The 18,069-nt window shown below is 66.2% G+C and carries 18 protein-coding genes; 8 read left to right on the forward strand and 10 right to left on the reverse strand.

Going from position 1 to position 18,069, the window contains the following annotated elements; genetic code table 11:
- Positions 1 to 34 precede the first annotated feature (34 nt).
- Positions 35 to 265 carry a hexameric tyrosine-coordinated heme protein gene (locus ACSBPQ_RS06610; protein WP_442684234.1) on the reverse strand — a complete coding sequence of 77 codons (231 nt, stop codon included), beginning with the start codon at positions 263 to 265 and terminating at the stop codon, positions 35 to 37.
- A gap of 81 nt (positions 266 to 346) precedes the next feature.
- Complete coding sequence (locus tag ACSBPQ_RS06615) at positions 347 to 1,267, reverse strand: peptidylprolyl isomerase (RefSeq protein ID WP_442684235.1); 921 nt, start codon at positions 1,265 to 1,267, stop codon at positions 347 to 349.
- A 152-nt stretch (positions 1,268 to 1,419) separates the two neighbouring features.
- Between ACSBPQ_RS06615 and ACSBPQ_RS06620 the strand changes: the two genes are divergently transcribed.
- The 5 genes from ACSBPQ_RS06620 to ACSBPQ_RS06640 all read left to right on the forward strand — a co-directional run bounded on the left by ACSBPQ_RS06620 (position 1,420) and on the right by ACSBPQ_RS06640 (position 4,378).
- Entirely contained in the window at positions 1,420 to 1,782 is a 363-nt protein-coding gene (locus tag ACSBPQ_RS06620; RefSeq protein ID WP_442684236.1) for a PadR family transcriptional regulator, read from the forward strand.
- On the forward strand, positions 1,782 to 2,789 hold the full coding sequence (locus ACSBPQ_RS06625; RefSeq protein ID WP_442684237.1) for a sensor domain-containing protein: 1,008 nt from the start codon (positions 1,782 to 1,784) through the stop codon (positions 2,787 to 2,789). Before ACSBPQ_RS06620 ends, ACSBPQ_RS06625 begins: the two co-directional genes overlap by 1 nt.
- Before the next feature lie 275 nt (positions 2,790 to 3,064).
- Positions 3,065 to 3,652, forward strand: coding sequence for a TetR family transcriptional regulator (locus tag ACSBPQ_RS06630; protein ID WP_442684238.1), 588 nt, complete (start codon positions 3,065 to 3,067; stop codon positions 3,650 to 3,652).
- A gap of 53 nt (positions 3,653 to 3,705) precedes the next feature.
- The gene (locus tag ACSBPQ_RS06635; protein WP_442684239.1) at positions 3,706 to 4,062 is read left to right on the forward strand and encodes a DMT family transporter; all 357 of its coding nucleotides are present in this window, start codon (positions 3,706 to 3,708) and stop codon (positions 4,060 to 4,062) included.
- A 1-nt stretch (position 4,063) separates the two neighbouring features.
- Positions 4,064 to 4,378 (forward strand): DMT family transporter, encoded by a 315-nt coding sequence (locus ACSBPQ_RS06640; protein ID WP_442684240.1) that lies wholly within the window; start codon positions 4,064 to 4,066, stop codon positions 4,376 to 4,378.
- Positions 4,379 to 4,459: 81 nt separating this feature from the next.
- Here ACSBPQ_RS06640 and ACSBPQ_RS06645 read toward each other — a convergent pair whose 3' ends face one another.
- Positions 4,460 to 5,782, reverse strand: coding sequence for a polyhydroxyalkanoate depolymerase (locus ACSBPQ_RS06645; protein WP_442684241.1), 1,323 nt, complete (start codon positions 5,780 to 5,782; stop codon positions 4,460 to 4,462).
- Between the two features lie 83 nt (positions 5,783 to 5,865).
- Complete coding sequence (locus tag ACSBPQ_RS06650; protein WP_442684242.1) at positions 5,866 to 6,462, reverse strand: class I SAM-dependent DNA methyltransferase; 597 nt, start codon at positions 6,460 to 6,462, stop codon at positions 5,866 to 5,868.
- A gap of 63 nt (positions 6,463 to 6,525) precedes the next feature.
- Between ACSBPQ_RS06650 and ACSBPQ_RS06655 the strand changes: the two genes are divergently transcribed.
- Positions 6,526 to 6,978: a CopD family protein gene (locus ACSBPQ_RS06655; protein WP_442684243.1), complete on the forward strand. Its 453-nt coding sequence runs from the start codon at positions 6,526 to 6,528 to the stop codon at positions 6,976 to 6,978.
- Between the two features lie 76 nt (positions 6,979 to 7,054).
- Here the strand turns inward: ACSBPQ_RS06655 and ACSBPQ_RS06660 are convergent, their stop codons facing one another.
- The 3 genes from ACSBPQ_RS06660 to ACSBPQ_RS06670 all read right to left on the reverse strand — a co-directional run bounded on the left by ACSBPQ_RS06660 (position 7,055) and on the right by ACSBPQ_RS06670 (position 12,488).
- On the reverse strand, positions 7,055 to 8,014 hold the full coding sequence (locus ACSBPQ_RS06660) for an acetyl-CoA carboxylase carboxyltransferase subunit alpha (RefSeq protein ID WP_442684244.1): 960 nt from the start codon (positions 8,012 to 8,014) through the stop codon (positions 7,055 to 7,057).
- 76 nt (positions 8,015 to 8,090) lie between these two features.
- Positions 8,091 to 11,681: a DNA polymerase III subunit alpha gene (gene dnaE, locus ACSBPQ_RS06665; RefSeq protein WP_442684245.1), complete on the reverse strand. Its 3,591-nt coding sequence runs from the start codon at positions 11,679 to 11,681 to the stop codon at positions 8,091 to 8,093.
- Between the two features lie 159 nt (positions 11,682 to 11,840).
- Positions 11,841 to 12,488 (reverse strand): hypothetical protein, encoded by a 648-nt coding sequence (locus ACSBPQ_RS06670; RefSeq protein WP_442684246.1) that lies wholly within the window; start codon positions 12,486 to 12,488, stop codon positions 11,841 to 11,843.
- Between the two features lie 143 nt (positions 12,489 to 12,631).
- On the opposite strand from ACSBPQ_RS06670, the gene ACSBPQ_RS06675 reads away from it, so the two are divergent.
- Positions 12,632 to 14,917, forward strand: coding sequence for a winged helix-turn-helix domain-containing protein (locus tag ACSBPQ_RS06675; RefSeq protein ID WP_442684247.1), 2,286 nt, complete (start codon positions 12,632 to 12,634; stop codon positions 14,915 to 14,917).
- Positions 14,914 to 15,375, forward strand: coding sequence for a hypothetical protein (locus ACSBPQ_RS06680; protein WP_442684248.1), 462 nt, complete (start codon positions 14,914 to 14,916; stop codon positions 15,373 to 15,375). Before ACSBPQ_RS06675 ends, ACSBPQ_RS06680 begins: the two co-directional genes overlap by 4 nt.
- Positions 15,376 to 15,389: 14 nt before the next feature.
- Here ACSBPQ_RS06680 and ACSBPQ_RS06685 read toward each other — a convergent pair whose 3' ends face one another.
- From ACSBPQ_RS06685 to lpxA, 3 genes are read right to left on the reverse strand one after another with little or no spacing between them, the layout of a single operon-like run.
- Positions 15,390 to 16,049 (reverse strand): ribonuclease HII, encoded by a 660-nt coding sequence (locus tag ACSBPQ_RS06685; RefSeq protein ID WP_442684249.1) that lies wholly within the window; start codon positions 16,047 to 16,049, stop codon positions 15,390 to 15,392.
- Entirely contained in the window at positions 16,046 to 17,278 is a 1,233-nt protein-coding gene (gene lpxB, locus ACSBPQ_RS06690; protein WP_442684250.1) for a lipid-A-disaccharide synthase, read from the reverse strand. Before lpxB ends, ACSBPQ_RS06685 begins: the two co-directional genes overlap by 4 nt.
- Positions 17,275 to 18,066, reverse strand: coding sequence for an acyl-ACP--UDP-N-acetylglucosamine O-acyltransferase (gene lpxA, locus ACSBPQ_RS06695; RefSeq protein WP_442684251.1), 792 nt, complete (start codon positions 18,064 to 18,066; stop codon positions 17,275 to 17,277). The genes lpxB and lpxA overlap by 4 nt, the downstream gene beginning before the upstream one ends.
- Between the last annotated feature and the right edge of the window lie 3 nt (positions 18,067 to 18,069).

Raw genomic sequence — 18,069 nt, forward strand, 5'->3', positions numbered from 1 at the left:
GCGCGCGGCCCATGGCGTCCGCGCGCTGGAATGCTCAGCGGCGCCAGTAGTTGTTGGCGGCGGCCACGGTCTGGAAGTTGACGGCGATGACGTGCGAGGCGGCGGTCAGGCCATCGGCGGAGTCGGCGTACTCCGGGCGCAGCTTCTTCAGCATGGCCGGATCGGGCTGGGTGTATTTGACGCCGCGGCGGCTGAGGGTGATCGCCAGTTCAAAGCCGGCCTGCGGCGTATCGGTGATGAGCGTTTCGAGCCATGTATCGGTCATGTCCAAGTCTCCGGTGGGAACAGCCTGAATGTACTGCGCCATCCGTCTGCCACCTTGACCAATGTCATGCTGCCGCCGGTCTCAATGTGACTTGACGGCAGCACCGGTGCGCACCGGCAGCGGGATGTTGCACAGGTCGATATGGCCGGCGGCGCGCTTGTAGAAACCATCGACACGGTTGCGGCGGGCTTCCACGGTATCGGCGAAGGTCTTCGAGTCGGTACGCAGCACCTGCAGCGGGACGCGTTGCCCGGCCGGCAGTTCGCTGGCCAGGGTGATGGCGGTGATCGGCGTGCGCTGGCTGGCCTCGTCATAGAAGCCCATCGGCTCGGGACCCCGCTGGATCGCGCTGAGCAGTTCCATGCCCTTGAGCACACGCCCGACCAGGGTGATGTTGCGGTCGAGCTGGCGCGGTGACTGGCCGATGACCACATACAGCTCGGCGCCGAGGCTGCTGTCTTCTTCGTTGTTGCGGCCAGCGCCGAGGGTGCCATAACAGTGCGTCAGCCAGCTGTGCTGGCCATCGCTGCCTACGGCGAAGTCACCGGCGAAACCGGTCTGCGCGGCCCAGCCGTCGCGGTCGGGCAGGGCGGTGAAGTCCAGGCCCTCGGCCGGGCGCTGGAACTCGGCCGGCAGGTGGGTCCGGGCGCTGCCCATGGATTTGGCCTTGGCGGCATCATCGGCGTCGGCATCGCCGAACTGGACCACGAAGTTGTCCTGCGAGCGGTAGATGCTGGTGCCGTTCCAGAAACCCTCGCGCGCCAGCGTGCGGATGTTGCCGACGTGTTCGGGGGCGAATTCCGGGGCCAGCTCGATGATGACGCGGCCACCCTCCACGTCCATATAGAGCAGATTTTCCGGGGCGGGCGTGTGCCAGTCGCTGGCCGGGGAGGCGTCGATGATCTCCTGCGCGCTTCGGTATTTGGCCGGGGCGTCGGCGGCCAGCAGCGGGAATGAGGCCAGGGCCAAGGCCAGGGTCAACAGCGAACGGCGAAGCGTCATCGGGCACATTCCTGAACGGGTGTAGGTCGATTCTGCGTGATTACCGGGCGTTCGGGCCAGCGCCTTGTCATGGACGCAGTGACTATCGGCACATCCGCTATAGCAGAGTAGACACTAGTATCAACTCAACATTAGCTGTGGGAGTGAGGGGCATGAGCGATCTCGACGCCCAGCTGCGGAAATTCCAGAAAGAGCTGAGCACCGGCACGGTGTCGCTGGCATTGCTGGCGGTGCTGGCCAAGGCGCCGGAACCGCAGTACGGGTACTTGATTGCCAAGGAGCTGGAGCGGATCGGGCAGGGCGTTCTGAGTGGCAAGCAGAGTGCGCTGTATCCGGTGTTGCGCAATCTGGAAGCGGCAGGGCTGCTGGAAAGTCATATCGAGCCGTCGGTGGCGGGGCCGCCGCGGCGTTATTACCGCATCAACGACGACGGTCGTGCCGCATTGCGGCAATGGGTCGCCGCCTGGAATGCCACCCGCGACTCGGTCGAGTCCGTACTGGAAGGGATCAGCTGATGAATACCGACACGCACACACGCACCTTGCCGACCACGATTGCCGAATACCTGCAGCAGCTGCGCGAAGCCCTGGCCGATGCCGACCCGGCGATGATCCAGGATGCGCTGTACGACGCCGAGGAATACCTGCGTTCGGAGCTGGCCGAGCAGGCCGGCAAGAGCGAAGCCGAGGTGATTGCCGGTGTCGCCGGCAGTTACGGCGCCCCGGAAGAGGTGGCCGATATCTACCGCGAGACCGAGGTGACGGTGAACCGTGCATTGCGCACGTCACGTCCCAGCGCCCAGCCGGTGATGCCGGTAATGGCGGCCGCCGTGGCAGCGGCAACGACGCAACCGGATGCCGCCGCTGCCGAGGCCGCGCCAGTGCCACCGACGGTGCGCGGGCCTTCGCTGCTGATGCGCGTGTTCGGCGTGGTGCTCGATCCCCATACCTACGGCGCGCTGTTCTACATGCTGCTGTCGCTGGTGACCGGCACCTTCTTCTTCACCTGGGTGATGACCGGCATGTCGTTGTCGCTGTCGTTGCTGATCCTGATCATCGGTATTCCGATCCTGCTGCTGTTCCTGGGCTCGGTGCGGGTGCTGTCGCTGCTGGAGGGCCGCATCATCGAGACCCTGCTTGGCGTACGCATGCCGCGCCGGCCGGCCTATACCGACCGCAGCCAGGGCTGGATGCAGCGCATCGGGGTGATGTTTTCCGACAGCCGCACCTGGCTGACGCTGCTGTATTTCGTACTGATGCTGCCACTGGGGATTATCTATTTCAGCGTGGCGACCACCCTGTTGTCGCTGTCACTGGGGCTGGCGTTCGCGCCGATGGCGCAGCTGCTGTTCGACCAGCCGATTGGCATCTGGGTCGATGGCGTCAACATGGGCAATGCGATGTGGCTGTGGCCGCTGCTGGTGACGCTGGGGGCCCTGTTGCTGATCGCCACCCTGCATCTGGCGCGGGGCATCGGCAAGTTGCACGGGGCGATGGCCAAGCACCTGCTTGTGCGGCTGTGATTCGGCAGCGGGCGGCATGAGGGAGGGGGAGGCGATGCTTCCCCCGTCGTGTTGATGGCTGTCCAGGGCCGAAGTTCTGGCATCAATTGCGTGCGCGGGAACAAGTGGTGCAGCCGCTTCCGGCTTCCGCGTGCGGCTGGAAAGCTTGGCCGGGCGGGTCTTTGCGCCGATGCCGGTCGACCGGATCGGCAGGGATTTCCAACTCCGCGCTGACCCGCAGCCCCCGCCTGCCTTGATCCGGCAGGTCGCTCCTATAAAATGACTGACAGTCAGTCATGAGTGAAATCGTGGACAAGCGCAGCGCCATCATCGAGGCCGCCATTGCGGTGTTCGGTGAAAAGGGGGTGGAGAAAGCCACCGTCTCGGACATCGTCAAACGTGCAGGCATCGCCCAGGGCACCTACTACCTGTATTTCCCGTCGCGGTTGGCGGTGATGGGGGGAATTGCCGAGCAGGTGGTTGCACGGATGCTGCTGCGCCTGCGCGCGCAACTGGACGGCCTGTCGCCGGCGGCGCAGCTGGACAACCTGGCCGCCGCGATCTTCACCGTGGTGGAGGAGCAGCACCAGGTGATGGCGCTGCTGTACAGCGGCATGACCCAGACCGATGAGATGCGGCGCTGGGAGGCCATCTACGCGCCGTTGTACGACTGGTTGCAGCAGGTGCTGGAGCAGGCGCATGCCGGCGGCGTGATCGATGCGGACGTGCAGCCGCGCTATGCGGCCCGGGTGCTGGTCGGAGCGATCGAATCGGCGGCCGAGCAGGTCTACCTGTACGCACCCACCGCGCCGGAGCAGGCGCAGGCGCACCGGGCGGAGCTGGAGCGCTTCATCCGTGCGGGACTGGGGCGCCAGCGCGGCTGATCACAACCTGCAGCATGCGCTGCATGACGGATATATCTACAGAGGAGAACGACATGGCCGGTAAAGGCTGGTTGTACGTTGCCTTGACCTGCGTGTTCGAGCTGGTCTGGGTCTATGGCTTCAACGTGGCATCGGCATGGTGGCACTGGCTGCCGATCATCGCGGTGATCCTGGTGGACTTCCAATGGCTGGCACGCGCCTGCGAAACCCTGCCGACCGGCACCGTGTACGCGGTGTTCGCGGCGGTGGGCACGGTGGGTGCGGCGTTGATGGACATCTTCCTGTTCGATGGCAGTTTCAGTGCCGCCAAGGGCGGTTTCATGGCGCTGCTGGTGGCGGGAGTGATCGCACTCAAGCTGGCCGACGGCCGGGAAGCCGCGCGAGCTGCGGCAACCGGGCAGGAGGCGTGAGATGGGCTGGTTTCTGGTGGTGCTGGCCGCAGTGATGGAAACAGTCGGCGTGGTGGGGCTGAAACGCTACAGCCAGCGCAGGACTGTGCTCAACGCGCTGGCGTTCTTCGGCGGCTTTGGTGCCTCGTTCGCGCTGCTGTACCAGTCGTTCCGCTACCTGCAGCTGAGCGTGGCCTATGCGGTATGGATCGGCCTGGGCACCGCGGCGGCGGTGCTGGTGAACATGCTGTTCTTCGGCGAGTCGCGCAGCAGCGCCCGGTTGCTGAGCCTGGGCGTGATCGTGATCGGTGTGGTCGGGCTGAAGGCGGTGTCATGAAACAGAAGGCCCCGGTATATGCCGGGGCCTTGCTGTGCTGCCTGCACTGCCGGCGAGAAACTTCCAGTGCAGGAGCAACCCTCAGCGCTGGGCGGGGCGGCGCAGGGGGGTGACGTTGCTGTTGATGACGGCCTTCTTGCGCGGCTTGCCTGCCGTGTGCGGCTGCGCATGGCGGGCAAAGAAATCCCGTACCGTCGGATACACCACCTCGCGCCAGCGGCGGCCGCTGAAGATGCCGTAGTGGCCGGCACCTTCGACGATGAAATGGCTGCGGCGCGAGGCCGGGATGCCGGTGCACAGCGCCTGCGCCGCTTCGGTCTGGCCGAGGCCGGCGATGTCGTCCAGCTCGCCTTCGATGCTCAGCAGCGCGGTGGTGCGGATCGCCGACGGATCCACGTGTTCGCCACGCACATACCATTCGCCACGCGGCAGCAGGAACTGCTGGAACACCACTTCGATGGTATCCAGGTAGAACTGCGCCGGCATGTCCAGCACCGCGTTGTATTCGTCATAGAAGCGGCGGTGGGCGTCGGCATCGCTCAGGTCGCCCTTGACCAGGTCGGTATAGAAATCCCAGTGCGACATCAGGTGGCGGCTGGGATTCATCGACACGAAACCGGCGTGCTGCAGAAAGCCCGGGTACACGCGCCGGCCCTGGCCGGGGAACGGCGCCGGCACGGTGTGGATGACGTTGTTCTCGAACCACGACAGCGGGTTGCGCGTGGCCAGGTTGTTCACCGCGGTGGGGCTGCAGCGCGCATCGATCGGCCCGCCCATCATCACCAGCGAACGCGGCGTAGTCTCGCCACGGCTGGCCATCAGCGACACCGCCGCCAGCACCGGCACGGTCGGCTGGCAGACGCTGATCACGTGCACGTTTTCCGCGCCGAGGTGGCGGATGAATTCCTGCACGTATTCGACGTAATCCTCCAGGCCGAACTCGCCTTGCTCCACCGGCACCATGCGCGCGTCGATCCAGTCGGTGACATAGACGCGGTGGTCGCGCAGCAGCGTGCGCACGGTGTCGCGCAGCAGCGTGGCGTGATGGCCGGACAGCGGCGCCACCACCAGCACGATCGGCTGGGCCAGCAGCTCTTCGACCTTGGACGCCTCGTTGCTGTGGCGCTTGAAGCGCAGCAGCTTGCAGAACGGCTTTTCGATCTCGGTGAGCTGGGCGATGGGGACGATCTCGCCTTCCAGCTCCAGCTCGTGGATGCCCCATTCGGGCTTTTCGTAATCCTTGCCGATCCGGTGGAACAGCTCGTTCATCGCTGCCAGGCGATCGGCACCGGGCATCGATGACCACCAGTGCCCCGGATTGTTGAAGAATGCCGCATTGGCCTGCGCCTGATGAACCCAGGGGGCAAGCAGGTTGCGCGTCAGTTCGTGCAGTTGATAGAGCATGCCGTGCGGATATGTACAGTCATATGGTGCCGTGCAGCATAGCGCACTATCGCACCGCTGGCGTTAAACGCAAGTATGGCCGCTCAGCGGCCCTGTTCCAGCGCGGCGACATCCTCATCGAAGGTCGGCCCCAGCCAGCAATGCGAACCCACGCTCTGGAAGCCGGCGTGGCGCAACTGTCGGCGATACCAGCTGGCAGGGCGCGACTGGAAGCCCTCGTGGTCGCCATGGAACTCGTCCTCGGCGGTGAAGGTCTCCAGGAACGCGAGGCCACCACACAGCTCGGCCAGGCCTTGCAATCCCTGCCGCAGTTCGCGGCTAGGCACGTAGTGCAGCACATCCGAACACACCAGCAGGTCGACCGGTGCGCACGGGCGCAGCCACTGGAAGTCACCGAAGCCGGCCAGATGCAGGTTGCGCGTGCGGCCGTAGCGGCGCACCGCGTACTCGCTGCTGTCAAAGCCCATGTACTGCAGCTTCGGGCGCAGTTTCAACAGCGGCGCGCGCCATGCACCTTCGCCGCAGCCGATGTCCAGCACACTGCGCAGCGGACGCTCCAGGTAGTACTCGGCGGTGGCGACGGCCAGTTGCACCTTGCGGGCAAGACGCGCGGCGCCGCCGATATCGCCACGGCGATACCAGCGCTGGAAATAGGCGGCGTCGTACTGTTTTTCCTGCATGTGCGTGTCGGCGGTGGATCGGCGAAAATGGTGCCCATCCTACGCCGGCAATGGAGCCAGTGCATGCAATCGTATTTCTGGGTAAAGACCTTCCACCTCGTGTTCGTGGTGGCCTGGATGGCAGCGGTGTTCTACCTGCCGCGCATCCTGGTGAACATCGCCGAAGCCTCGGGACAGGTGGCTGTGGTCGAGCGGCTGCAGCTGATGGGACGGCGCCTGTACCGCTTCGGCCATGTGATGTTCGGCATCGCCTTCGTGCTGGGGCTGGTGTTGTGGCTGGGCTACCGCGTGCTGCCGGACTTCCCGACCATGGTCGCCATGGGCAGCGGCTGGCTGCATGCCAAGCTCGGGCTGATGGCCCTGTTGTTCGTCTACTACATCTTCACCGGCCGCTGGTTGAAGGGCATCGCCAAGGGCAGGGCACTGCCGTCGGCGCGGGCATTGCGCTGGTTCAATGAACTGCCGTTGGTGCTGTTCATCGCCATCGTCTATCTGGTGCTGGCCAAACCGTTCTGAGTGCAGCGAACAACGGGCAATGAAAAGGCCGGCAATGCCGGCCTTTTCATGCTCTGGGGATCAGGCTGCTTCGAGGTCAGGCGACGTCGTAGGCGCCATAGCCACGCAGACGTGCATAGCGCTTGGCCAGCAGCTCTTCGGTGGAGAGTTTCTCCAGCGCATCCAGCTCGTTGAGCAGCACCGCCTTCAGGCGCTTGCCCATCTGTGTCGGATTGCGGTGCGCGCCGCCGATCGGTTCACGGATCACCTTGTCGACCAGGCCCAGCGCCTTCAGGCGCGGCGCGGTCATGCCCAGCTGCTCGGCGGCGTCCTTGGCCTTGCCGGCGTCCTTCCACAGGATCGAGGCGCAGCCTTCCGGACTGATGGTCGAGTAGACGCTGTATTCCAGCATCAGCGTGCGGTCGCCCACGCCCAGTGCCAGTGCACCGCCGGAGCCACCTTCGCCGATCACCGTGCAGATCACCGGCACCTTCAGCTCGGCCATCTCCATCAGGTTGCGGGCGATGGCTTCGGACTGCCCGCGCTCCTCGGCGTCGATGCCCGGCCAGGCGCCGGCGGTATCGATCAGGGTCAGCACCGGCAGCTTGAAGCGCTCGGCCATCTTCATCAGCCGCAGCGCCTTGCGGTAGCCCTCGGGCTTGGGCATGCCGAAGTTGCGCTTGACCTTTTCCTTGGTGTCACGGCCCTTCTGGTGGCCGATCAGCATCACCGGACGGCCGCCGATGCGGGCCAGCCCGCCGACGATGGCCTTGTCGTCGGCAAAGGCGCGATCACCGGCCAGTTCCTGGAATTCATCACAGAAGATGCGGATGTAATCCAGCGGATACGGGCGCGACGGATGGCGCGCGACCTGCAGCACCTGCCACGAGGTGAGGTTGCGGAAGATCTGCGCGGTACGCAGGCGCAGCTTGTTTTCCAAGGTCTTTACTTCGGCCTCGACATTGACCGCCGGGCCGGCGCTGGCACTGCGCAGGTCCTTGATCTTGGCTTCCAGATCGGCGATGGGCTGTTCGAAATCGAGGTAGTTCGGGTTCATCGGAAACCGTCAGCAATGAAAGGAGGGAAGTGTAGCCGAACGCGTCGGGACAGCCCGTACGCGTGCGTGCGGACAATCAGTTGGCCCACGGCGGGCTGCAGGAAAGCTTGACCCGGCGCACCGCCGGATCCGCGCGCAAGCTGTCGAGCAGTTGCGTGCTCACGCGTACCGCGCCGCTGCCGCCGAGGTCGAGCATGCCGGCGATGCTGCCGGAGCTGCCCTTGAGCAGCAGGTCCAGACGCAGCGGCGTACGTCCGGGACGGTGTGCGGCGAGCAGCGTATCGATGCGCTGCCACACCGCGCCGCCACGGCCGTCCACGCGCAGTGACAGGCGGACGGCGTGATCGGCGCACAGCTGTTCGTAATCCCAGCACTGGCGGATGCGCAGCGCGTAGCCGCCGTTGAACTCGTCCTCGCGCAGACCACCCTTGACGACGAGGATGCGGTCGCGGGTCATCAAGTGGCCGAACTCGGCCAGGCCATCGGAGAACGCGCTGCATTCCACCCGGCCCTTGCCGTCTTCCAGGGTCATGAATACCTGGCTGTCGCCCTTGCGACGTATACCCACCACCATGCCGGCGAGGATCACCGGCGATTCCTGGCGCCAGGCGGGCTTCTCGCCGTCCTTGGAGGGCCGGGCCGGGGTGACGAGCTTGTCCAGCGCGCCCAGGTCGGTGCCGACCAGCTCCTTGACGTCGCTGGCGTACGGATCGAACGGATGGCCGCTGAGGTAGAAGCCCAGTGTCTCGCGCTCGGCGCCCAGCAGCTGCGCCAGCGGCCACTCGCGGCTCTCCGGCAGATCCAGCTGTGCGGCGGTGTTGACCGGATCGGGCGCGCCGAACAGCGAGTTCTGCCCGGAGGCCTTCTCGCGTGCCATCTGTTCGGTGGCCTTGAGCACCTCCGGCAACTGCAGCATCAAGGTCGCGCGGTTCTTGCCCAGGCCATCGAGCGCGCCGCAGTTGATCATCGCCTCCAGCGTGCGGCGGTTGAGCTTGCCCGATTCGATGCGGGTGCAGAAATCCAGCAGCGAGGCGTATTCGCCCTTGCGCCCGCGCTCTTCCACCACCGCCTCGCAGGCACCCTGGCCGACGCCCTTGATCGCGCCCAGGCCGTAGCGGATGGTGTCGGCGTTGGCGGCCTCGAACATGTAGGCCGATTCGTTCACGCGCGGCGGCAGCACGGTCAGGCCCAGGTTGCGGACCTCGTCGAGGAAGCCGACCACCTTGTCGGTATTGTCCATGTCCGAGGACAGCGTCGCGGCCATGAACTCGGCCGGGTAATGACGCTTGAGCCACGCGGTCTGATAGCTGACCAGCGCGTAGGCGGCGGCGTGCGACTTGTTGAAACCGTAGCCGGCGAACTTCTCCATCAGGTCGAAGATCGCATCGGCCTTGGCTTCGCTGACCCCGTCCTTGGCCGCACCTTCGCGGAAGATCTCGCGGTGCTTGGCCATCTCGGCCGGCACCTTCTTGCCCATCGCGCGACGCAGCAGGTCGGCGCCGCCCAGCGAGTAGCCGCCAACGATCTGCGCCATCTGCATCACCTGCTCCTGGTACACCATGATGCCGTAGGTGTCTTTCAGGATCGCTTCGGTGCGCGGATCGGGATAGATGATTTCCTCCTGCCCGTGCTTGCGCGCGTTGAAGGAGGGAATCAGGTCCATCGGGCCGGGGCGGTACAGCGACACCAGCGCGATCAGGTCTTCGAAACGGTCCGGGCGCGCGTCCTTCAGCAGGCGGCGCATGCCCGAGGATTCGAACTGGAACACCGCGCCGGTATTGCCGTTGGCGAAGATGTCCTTGTAGGTCGGCGCATCGTCCAGCGGGATCGCGGAAATATCCACCGGCGGGATACCGGCGCGCTCGTGGCGGGCGTTGATCGCCTTCACCGCCCAGTCGATGATCGTCAGCGTGCGCAGGCCGAGGAAGTCGAACTTCACCAGGCCCACTTCTTCCACGTCGTTCTTGTCGAACTGGGTGACCGGGTTCTTGCCGAGGCCGCCTTCGTCGTGTTCGGCATACAGCGGGCAGAACTCGCTCAGCGGCTCGGGCCCGATCACCACGCCACCGGCGTGCTTGCCGGCGTTGCGGGTCAGGTCTTCCAGCTGCAACGCCAGGTCGATCAGGTCGCGGACATCGTCCTCGCTCTCGTAGCGGGCGATCAGTTCGGCCGAGGCCATTTCCGAATTGGCGCCTTCCTTGCCCATGCCCAGCGCATCTTTCAGGTGGATGCCGAGGATGTTGGGGATCAGCTTGGAAACACCGTCGACCAGCCCGTACGGGAAGCCCAGCACGCGGCCGGTATCACGCACCACCGCCTTGGCGGCCATGGTGCCGTAGGTGATGATCTGGCTGACGCGCTCGCGGCCGTACTTGCGCGCGACGTAGTCGATCACCTCGTCGCGGCGGTCCATGCAGAAGTCGATGTCGAAGTCGGGCATCGACACGCGTTCGGGGTTGAGGAAGCGCTCGAACAGCAGGTTGTAGGGCAGCGGATCCAGATCGGTGATCTTCAGCGCCCACGCCACCAGCGAGCCGGCACCGGAACCACGGCCCGGACCGATCGGGATGCCCTGGTTCTTGCCCCACTGGATGAAGTCGGCCACGATCAGGAAGTAGCCGGGGAAACCCATCTTGATGATGGTGCTGAGCTCGAATTCGAGCCGCTCGAAATAGTCCTCGCGGCTCATGCCCGGCGCCAGCGGATTCTTCTGCAGGCGCTCTTCCAGGCCGTCGCGCGACATCTTCTGGATCCAGCTGTCCAGGGTCTCGTCGTCGGGCACCGGGTAGTTGGGCAGGAAGTAGGTGCCCAGCCGCATCTCAAGGTTGCAGCGCTGTGCCAGCGCCAGCGTGTTGTCGATCGCGTCGGGGATGTCGGCGAACAGCTCGGCCATCTGCTCGGGCGACTTCAGGTACTGCTCGCGGCTGTATTCGCGCGGACGCTTGGGGTCATCCAGTACGCGGCCGGTGGAGATGCACACGCGCGCTTCGTGCGCGTCGAAATCCTCCGGCGCCAGGAAACGCACGTCGTTGCTGGCGATCACCGGCAGGCCACGCTGGCCGGCGGCCATCAGCGCGAACTGGTTGAAGGCTTCCTCGCCGTCGCGCCCGGTGCGGGTCAGCTCCAGATGCAGGCCATCGCCGAACACGCGCTGCCAGTCGGCCAGCTGCTGTTCGGCCAGATCGTGGCGGCCCTCGGCGGCCAGGCGGCCGGCCAGGCTCTGGCGCCCGGCCAGCGCGAACAGATTCTGGCAGCTGTCCTTGAGCCACTGCGGATGCACCGCCACGCCGCCTTCATTGCGGTGGCCTTCCATCCAGGCGCGGGTGAGCAGCCGCGACAGGCTCAGGTAGCCCTCGCGGTCGCGGCACAGCAGCGTCATCCGCCACGGGTCCTGCCCGTCTTCGGCGATCAGCAGGTCGGTACCGGCGATCGGTTTGACGCCCACGCCTTCGGCGGCCTTGTAGAACTTCACCAGCGCGAACAGGTTGTTCAGGTCGGTGACGGCCAGTGCCGGGGCCTTCATTTCCACCGAACGGCTGAGCAGATTGGGCTGCTTGGCCTTCTTCGGATCGGCCTGATCCGGTTTGGCGGGCACGCGGATGGTGGAGTCCAGCATCGAAAATTCGGTGTGGACGTGCAGATGGACGAAACGGGAAGTAGTAGACATGCCGGGCCAGAAGTGTGCCAAGGCAGCGTAGCGGCGGGGGGCGACGGGAACAAGGCTTGACAGCGTGTACCCCCGGCTGCCGGTGATGCGCCGGCCCGCAAGACCTGGCCGTGGCGGTGGCCAGCCCCCGGCAGGTGCCGGCCACGCCATGGTGTGGCTTCAGTGGACGCGGAAACAGCTGGGCGACGGTGGCGCGTAGCTGCTCTCACGCACCCGGTTGTGGTGTTCCCGCAGCCGGGCCTCGAGTTCACGGCTTTCCAGCCACAGCCGGCGGTTGAAGGTGACCGCCGCGTAGTCACGCTCCTGGCGGATGGCCTCGATCCGGCGCAGGCGCTGGTAGTCCAGGAAGTTGTCCACTTCGCGGACCAGCTTTGGCCAGGCGGTGTCGATGACGATGGCCTGGTCCAGCTGGCCGATGCCGGGCAGGGTGTCGGGAATCAGCTGCCAGCTGGCATGCAGGTAGTCGACCACTTCGCGGGCTTCATCTGCGGCCTCGGTGGCCGGCTCCCAGTCAGGGTCGAGCAGCATCTGCTCCACGGTTCCGGCCAGCTGCAGCCGTTGCAGGATGCAGGGCGCCGGGGCGGCATCATCGGCCCCGTCTTCAAGGTTGCGGGCGGCGGTGGCCAGCTGGTCGGTTTCCAGCGGGGCGCGGGTGTGGTCCAGGCGGGCCAGCAGCAGGTTGAAACGCTCCATCTCCGGCGCGGCCAGCAGGAAGTCCCGCACATGCGTGCGGCGGTGCGGACGGTTGCCCTGGTGGTGCAGCAGGACCTGAGGCAGCGGGATGCGGGTGTCGGGGAAGGCGTACATGGCGGTGCTCCATCGGGGAAGGGCGCCTGTGAAGATCGGGCGCAGCACCAGCATCGGCTTCGGCGTAGCATTAAGCATGATGGCAGGCGGAGCCTTCAGACACTGATTGCACTGGTTTCTGAGGTTTTCATGAGGGCTTGCCGATGGCTGCGACACAAGAGCCCGGTGGCACAGGCCAGGCGCTGGAACGCTACCGTTTCGACGACATCGTGGTGGACGCGGCGGCACACACGCTCTGCCGTGATGGCCAGTTCCATTCTGTCGAACCCAAGGCGTTCGCGGTGCTGTTGCTGCTGTTGCGGCATGCCGACGAACTGGTGACGCGGGACCAGTTGCTGGATGCGGTGTGGGGCCACCGGCATGTCACCCCGGGCGTGCTGACCCGCGCCATCGCCCAGCTGCGGCTGGCACTGGACGACCATTCGCATGAGCCGCGCTATATCCAGACCCAGCACAGTCTCGGCTACCGCTTCATCGGCCGGCTGGAGGCGGAGACGGTGCTGAAGTCCAGCACCGGGCCGGTTGCCGTGCCCGGTGCTGCGGCGATACCGGCAGGCACGCCGCCTGACGACGGGCAGGGCAGCGGCCATGCTGCCGCGGAGCGGGTGCCAATGCCGGCCCCGCGCGTGTTGTGGCAGGTGGACGGACAGAGCGCGGCCAACCTGCCGGTGCCTTTCTGGTGGCGTTCACGCCGCTGGATGCCGTGGTCCGGGCTGGTGCTGGTGCTGCTTGCGCTGGCCGGTGGCGGCTGGTGGTGGTTGCAGTTGCCGCGGGCCAATCCCGCAGTGGGCGAGGCGTCGATTGCCGTGATGCCGTTCACCAGCCTGAGCGGGAGCGTGGATGACCGCTATTTTGCCGACGGCCTGGCGGTGGAAATGCACGATGCGCTGGCCAATGTGCCGGGCTTGAAGGTCGCGGCGCGACAGCTCGGTGATCCGGACCGGGGGCAGGCCGGGGACGATGTGCGCCGGATCGGCCGCCGCCTGGGGGTGGCGACGTTGCTCGATGCCGATGTGCGTCGCGAAGGCGGCAAGGTGCGTATCAATGCGCGGCTGTCGGATACGCGGACCGGATTCACGTTGTGGGCGGCGACCTATGACCGCCAGCTGCATGACGTGTTCGCGGTGCAGAGCGAGATCGCCGCCAAGGTGGTGCAGGCATTGCTGGGACATATTCCCGGGCAGGCACCGGGCTTGGCCCGGCGTCTGGCGCCCACCCGCGATGTGAATGCCTACGATGCCTATCTGCGCGGATTGGCGTTGCTGCAGCAGCCGGTGGGCGAGGACAGCAATGCGCGGGCGCTGGCCAGTTTTCGGGAGGCGCTGGTGGCCGATCCACATTTCGCGCGGGCGCAGGCCGGCATCTGCCGGGTTGAAATCGCGCGGCTGGAGACGGTCAGTGATGCGGTCGCGTTCGCACGTGCGCGGCAGGCCTGTGCGCAGGCGCAGGCGATGGACCCTGACCTGGGTGAAGTGCACCTTGCGATGGCGGAAATCGCCCGGGTAAGTGGACAGAGCGCACGTGCGCTGACCCTGTACCGGCAGGTCCTCGATGATCCGGCATTGCGTGCGGACGGGCTGGTCGGGCTGGCCCGCATCTATGGTGCGCAGGAGGGTGAGGAGCCCAAGGCGCTGGACTACTTCCAGCAGGCGATCGCCGCGCGTCCCAGCGATGCGCAGATCCATCGTCTGCTGGGCTATCACCACTGGCTGCGGGGTGAACTGTCCAAGGCTATCGACGCCTATCTCACCGCGACCCTGCTGCAGCCGCAGGACAGCCGCCTGTGGAGCAGTCTGGGCGGGCTGTATCTGGCACAGGGCAACGCGTTGCAGGCCGACCGTGCGTTCAGGATGTCGTTGTCGATCGAACCCAATGCCGGCGCGCTGACCAATCTGGGGGCGATGCGCTTCGATGAAGGCGAATACGCCGTGGCGGCGGAGCTGTTCCGCCGGGCCGCCGATCTGGAGCCGGGCGACTACCTGCACTGGGGCAATCTGGCCGATGCGCTGGCCGCCGTGCCCGATACCGCCGCGAAGGCACAGCCGTACTACTACCGTGCGGCGCAGCTGGCGCAGGAGTATGTCCAGGTGCGGCAGGACGATGCCTACGCACTGGCGGTGCTGTCCTGGTATCGCGCCAACCTCGGCGAGCGTCGGCGCGCGCTGCAGGACCTGGACGCCGCGCGCAAGCTGGGTTCGCAGCCGGCCGAAGTCGCCTTGTGGTGTGCGCAGACCTTGACCCTGCTGGCAGACCGGGCCGGCAGCCGTGCCTGTGTCGCCAGTGCGCTGCGCGAGGGGATTCCACAACAGCGCATCGATGCGCTGCTGTCGTTGCCGCGCTTCGCTTCGGCCGGCATGGCCGCAGATTCACAGGAGAGATCCGATCCCCCTGTCCGTGGCGGCGGACGCCTTCAGGAGTTGCGCTCATGAGTAACAGGATGTGGGTATGCGTGGCGGTTCTGGGTGGTCTTGTGGCCTGTTCCAGCCATCCGGTATCGCCCGGAAGTGCCGCTGATCCGCCGCGCTGTACGGATACGCTTCCGGCCAGCGATATCGCGCGGGTCTACGTCGAGGTGACGTCGAGTCCGGCTGGGACGGTGGTTGTGCCCGAGTGGTGCACCGTGCGCAGTGGCACCGAGGTCGTCTGGCGTATGACGGCGGATATGCGGCAAACCTTCGAGCTGGATTTCACCGAGTCGCCGGGAACGCTGTCGGGTGCGTACCTGCGTATGGCCGCCGGGCAGAAGCGCTTCACTTCCCGGCAGGTAGGCGACCGGCAGGAGCTGACGATCATTGCCAAGCCGGTGGTGGCCGCCAGCCGGATCCCCTATGAGGTCCGTATCGGCGACACGGTTGTCGATCCGGGAATCAAGATCATGCCGCGCTGAGGACGCTGCCGGGCTCAGGCCGGCGCGAGACAGGCACGGACCGGGGCGAAGCTGCGACGGTGTTCCGGACAGGGGCCGTGTGCCCGCAGGGCGGCCAGGTGCAAGGCGGTGCCATAGCCCTTGTGCCGGTCGAAGCCATACATCGGAAACTGCCGGTGCAGATCCAGCATGTAACGGTCGCGGCTGACCTTGGCGAGAATCGAGGCGGCCATGATCGCGCGATCGATGGCGTCGCCACCTACCAGTGCTTCGGCCGGGCAGGGCAGGCCGGCAGGGATCTTGTTGCCATCGATCCGCGCGAACTGCGCCACGTGCGCCACGCCTTCCACCGCCCGGCGCATACCCTGCATGGTGGCCTGGAAGATGTTGATCTCGTCGATCTCGGCCACATCGACGATGACGATGTGGTGCGCCAGGGCGCGTTCGAGGATGCGATCGAACAGCAGTTCACGGCGCCTGGCGGTCAGTGCCTTGGAATCATCCAGGCCATCGATGGGCGGTTGCTGTGGATCGAACACCACGGCCGCCACCGCCACCGGCCCGGCCAGCGGTCCGCGCCCGGCCTCATCGACACCGGCGATCCGTCCAGGCGCCGAGGGATTGTCCGCCATGGCATCGTCAAACAGCGGCAGCGACGCCCCGGCAGCGCGGGTGCGGATACGGCGGGCAGTCATGGCCGGCCAGCGGTGGAGGATTGCAGCAGGCCCGCGACCGCTTCGGCCGCACGCGCGGAGGCGTCCTGGCGCAGCTCATGGTGCAGGCGCAGGTAGTCGTCCTGCAGGCCGCTCACACAGTCCGGATGTTCGAACCATTGCGAGATCGCCGAGGCCAGTTTTTCCGGCGTGCAGTCATGTTGCATCAGCTCCGGCGCAAGGTCCTTGCCGGCCAGCACGTTGGGCAGCGCATAACGGTCGACCTTGAGCAGGCCCAGGGCGCTGACGATGCGATAGGTGAGTTCGGACACGCGGTAGCCGACCACCATCGGCCGCTTGACCAGCATGGTTTCCAGCGTCGCGGTACCGGAGGCCAGCAGAACCACGTCGGCGGCGACCATCGCTTCACGGGCGCGGCCCTCCAGCAGGTGTACGCGCGCGCTGGGCAGCGCGGCAGCGTGGAGCTGTTCGACGATCATCGCCTTGCACTTGGCGTTGGCGGCGGGCACCAGCAACTGCAGTCCTTCCATGGTTTCGCACAGCTGCCGTGCAGCCGCGAAGAATGGTGGCCCCAGGCGGCTGACCTCGCCCAGACGACTGCCGGGCAGCACGGCCAGCACCGGCACGTCCGCCGCGATGCCGAGCGCCTTGCGCGCCTGCTCGCGATCGCTTTCCAGCGCGATCGCATCGGCCATCGGATGGCCGACGAAGCGGGCATCGATGCCGTGCCTGGCATAGATCGGTGGCTCCATCGGAAACAGGCACAACACCAGGTCGGCACTGGCGCCGATTTTCTCCGCGCGTTTCTCCCGCCATGCCCATACCGACGGGCTGACGTAATGTACGGTGCGGATGCCACGCTGCTTGAGCCACTTCTCCACGCCCAGATTGAAATCCGGTGCATCGATGCCGATGAACACATCCGGCTGCCATTCCAGCGCACGCTGGCGGAACGCCTTGCGCAGCTTCAGCAGGCGCGGCAGGTGACGCAGGATCTCGGCCAGCCCCATCAGCGCCAGTTCACTGGCATCAAACCAGGTGTCGCAACCGGCAATGCGCATGGCATCGCCGCCGATGCCGGCGAATTCGGCATCTGGATAGCGCTGGCGCAGTTGTTCGATCAGCCCGGCACCCAGCCCGTCCCCCGACGCCTCACCAGCCACCAGCGCGATGCGCGGCGGCCGTGCCGTGGCCGCAGGTGCTGCCATCCCGGAGCGGGAGGCAGCGGCGGGGATGCGGGTGGCAGTCATCGCTGCAGCGGGCGGTCGGAGTGCTCGATGAACTCCAGCAGCTGCCGTACATCGTCACTGTCGCGGGCCTGTTCGGCCAGTTGCTGCTTGGCTTCGGCCAGCGGCACGCCCGCTACATACAGGGTGCGGTAGGCGCGCTTGATCGCGCTGATGCGCGTGGCATCGAAGCCGCGGCGTTTGAGGCCTTCGCTGTTGATGCCGCGCGGACGGCCGTGGCCGTCGATGCCGACCATGGTGAACGGCGGAATATCACCGGTGACCAGCGCACCCATGCCGAGGAAAGCGTGATCGCCGATGCGGCAGAACTGGTGGGCACCGGCGAAGCCGCTGATGATCACCCAGTTGCCGACGCTCACATGCCCGGCCAGCGTGGTGTTGTTGGAGAACACGCAGTGATCGGCCACATGGCAGTCATGGGCGACATGCACGTAGGCCAGCATCCAGTTGTCATTGCCGATGGTGGTCACGCCGCCGCCGCCGGCAGTGCCGCGGTTGACGGTGACGAACTCGCGGAACACGTTGCGATCGCCGATCACCAGCTCGGTACGCTCACCGGCGTACTTCTTGTCCTGCGGCTCGCCACCGATGGCGCAGTGGCCGATGAAACGGTTGTCGCGGCCGATCCGTGTCGGGCCCTGGATGCTGCAGTGGGGACCGACTTCGGTGCCGTCACCGATCTGCACATCGGCACCGATCAGGCTGAAAGCGCCCACGCGCACGCCTTCGCCCAGCCGGGCGGCGGGGTCGACGACGGCGGACGGATGGATCAGGGGGGCGCTGTTGCTCATGCA

Source organism: Stenotrophomonas sp. JC08 (assembly GCF_052180205.1).
GTDB lineage: Bacteria > Pseudomonadota > Gammaproteobacteria > Xanthomonadales > Xanthomonadaceae > Stenotrophomonas.

What these genes read in the sequence shown, in the direction of transcription:
- lpxA (WP_442684251.1), bottom strand. Translation starts at nt 18,066, where the DNA reads ATGAGCAACAGCGCCCCCCTGATCCATCCGTCCGCCGTCGTCGACCCC.
- ACSBPQ_RS06640 (WP_442684240.1), top strand. Translation starts at nt 4,064, where the DNA reads ATGGGCTGGTTTCTGGTGGTGCTGGCCGCAGTGATGGAAACAGTCGGC.
- ACSBPQ_RS06610 (WP_442684234.1), bottom strand. Translation starts at nt 265, where the DNA reads ATGACCGATACATGGCTCGAAACGCTCATCACCGATACGCCGCAGGCC.
- ACSBPQ_RS06625 (WP_442684237.1), top strand. Translation starts at nt 1,782, where the DNA reads ATGAATACCGACACGCACACACGCACCTTGCCGACCACGATTGCCGAA.
- ACSBPQ_RS06635 (WP_442684239.1), top strand. Translation starts at nt 3,706, where the DNA reads ATGGCCGGTAAAGGCTGGTTGTACGTTGCCTTGACCTGCGTGTTCGAG.
- ACSBPQ_RS06675 (WP_442684247.1), top strand. Translation starts at nt 12,632, where the DNA reads ATGGCTGCGACACAAGAGCCCGGTGGCACAGGCCAGGCGCTGGAACGC.
- ACSBPQ_RS06680 (WP_442684248.1), top strand. Translation starts at nt 14,914, where the DNA reads ATGAGTAACAGGATGTGGGTATGCGTGGCGGTTCTGGGTGGTCTTGTG.
- ACSBPQ_RS06630 (WP_442684238.1), top strand. Translation starts at nt 3,065, where the DNA reads ATGAGTGAAATCGTGGACAAGCGCAGCGCCATCATCGAGGCCGCCATT.
- dnaE (WP_442684245.1), bottom strand. Translation starts at nt 11,681, where the DNA reads ATGTCTACTACTTCCCGTTTCGTCCATCTGCACGTCCACACCGAATTT.
- ACSBPQ_RS06685 (WP_442684249.1), bottom strand. Translation starts at nt 16,049, where the DNA reads ATGACTGCCCGCCGTATCCGCACCCGCGCTGCCGGGGCGTCGCTGCCG.
- ACSBPQ_RS06660 (WP_442684244.1), bottom strand. Translation starts at nt 8,014, where the DNA reads ATGAACCCGAACTACCTCGATTTCGAACAGCCCATCGCCGATCTGGAA.
- ACSBPQ_RS06620 (WP_442684236.1), top strand. Translation starts at nt 1,420, where the DNA reads ATGAGCGATCTCGACGCCCAGCTGCGGAAATTCCAGAAAGAGCTGAGC.
- ACSBPQ_RS06645 (WP_442684241.1), bottom strand. Translation starts at nt 5,782, where the DNA reads ATGCTCTATCAACTGCACGAACTGACGCGCAACCTGCTTGCCCCCTGG.
- ACSBPQ_RS06615 (WP_442684235.1), bottom strand. Translation starts at nt 1,267, where the DNA reads ATGACGCTTCGCCGTTCGCTGTTGACCCTGGCCTTGGCCCTGGCCTCA.
- ACSBPQ_RS06650 (WP_442684242.1), bottom strand. Translation starts at nt 6,462, where the DNA reads ATGCAGGAAAAACAGTACGACGCCGCCTATTTCCAGCGCTGGTATCGC.
- ACSBPQ_RS06655 (WP_442684243.1), top strand. Translation starts at nt 6,526, where the DNA reads ATGCAATCGTATTTCTGGGTAAAGACCTTCCACCTCGTGTTCGTGGTG.
- ACSBPQ_RS06670 (WP_442684246.1), bottom strand. Translation starts at nt 12,488, where the DNA reads ATGTACGCCTTCCCCGACACCCGCATCCCGCTGCCTCAGGTCCTGCTG.
- lpxB (WP_442684250.1), bottom strand. Translation starts at nt 17,278, where the DNA reads ATGACTGCCACCCGCATCCCCGCCGCTGCCTCCCGCTCCGGGATGGCA.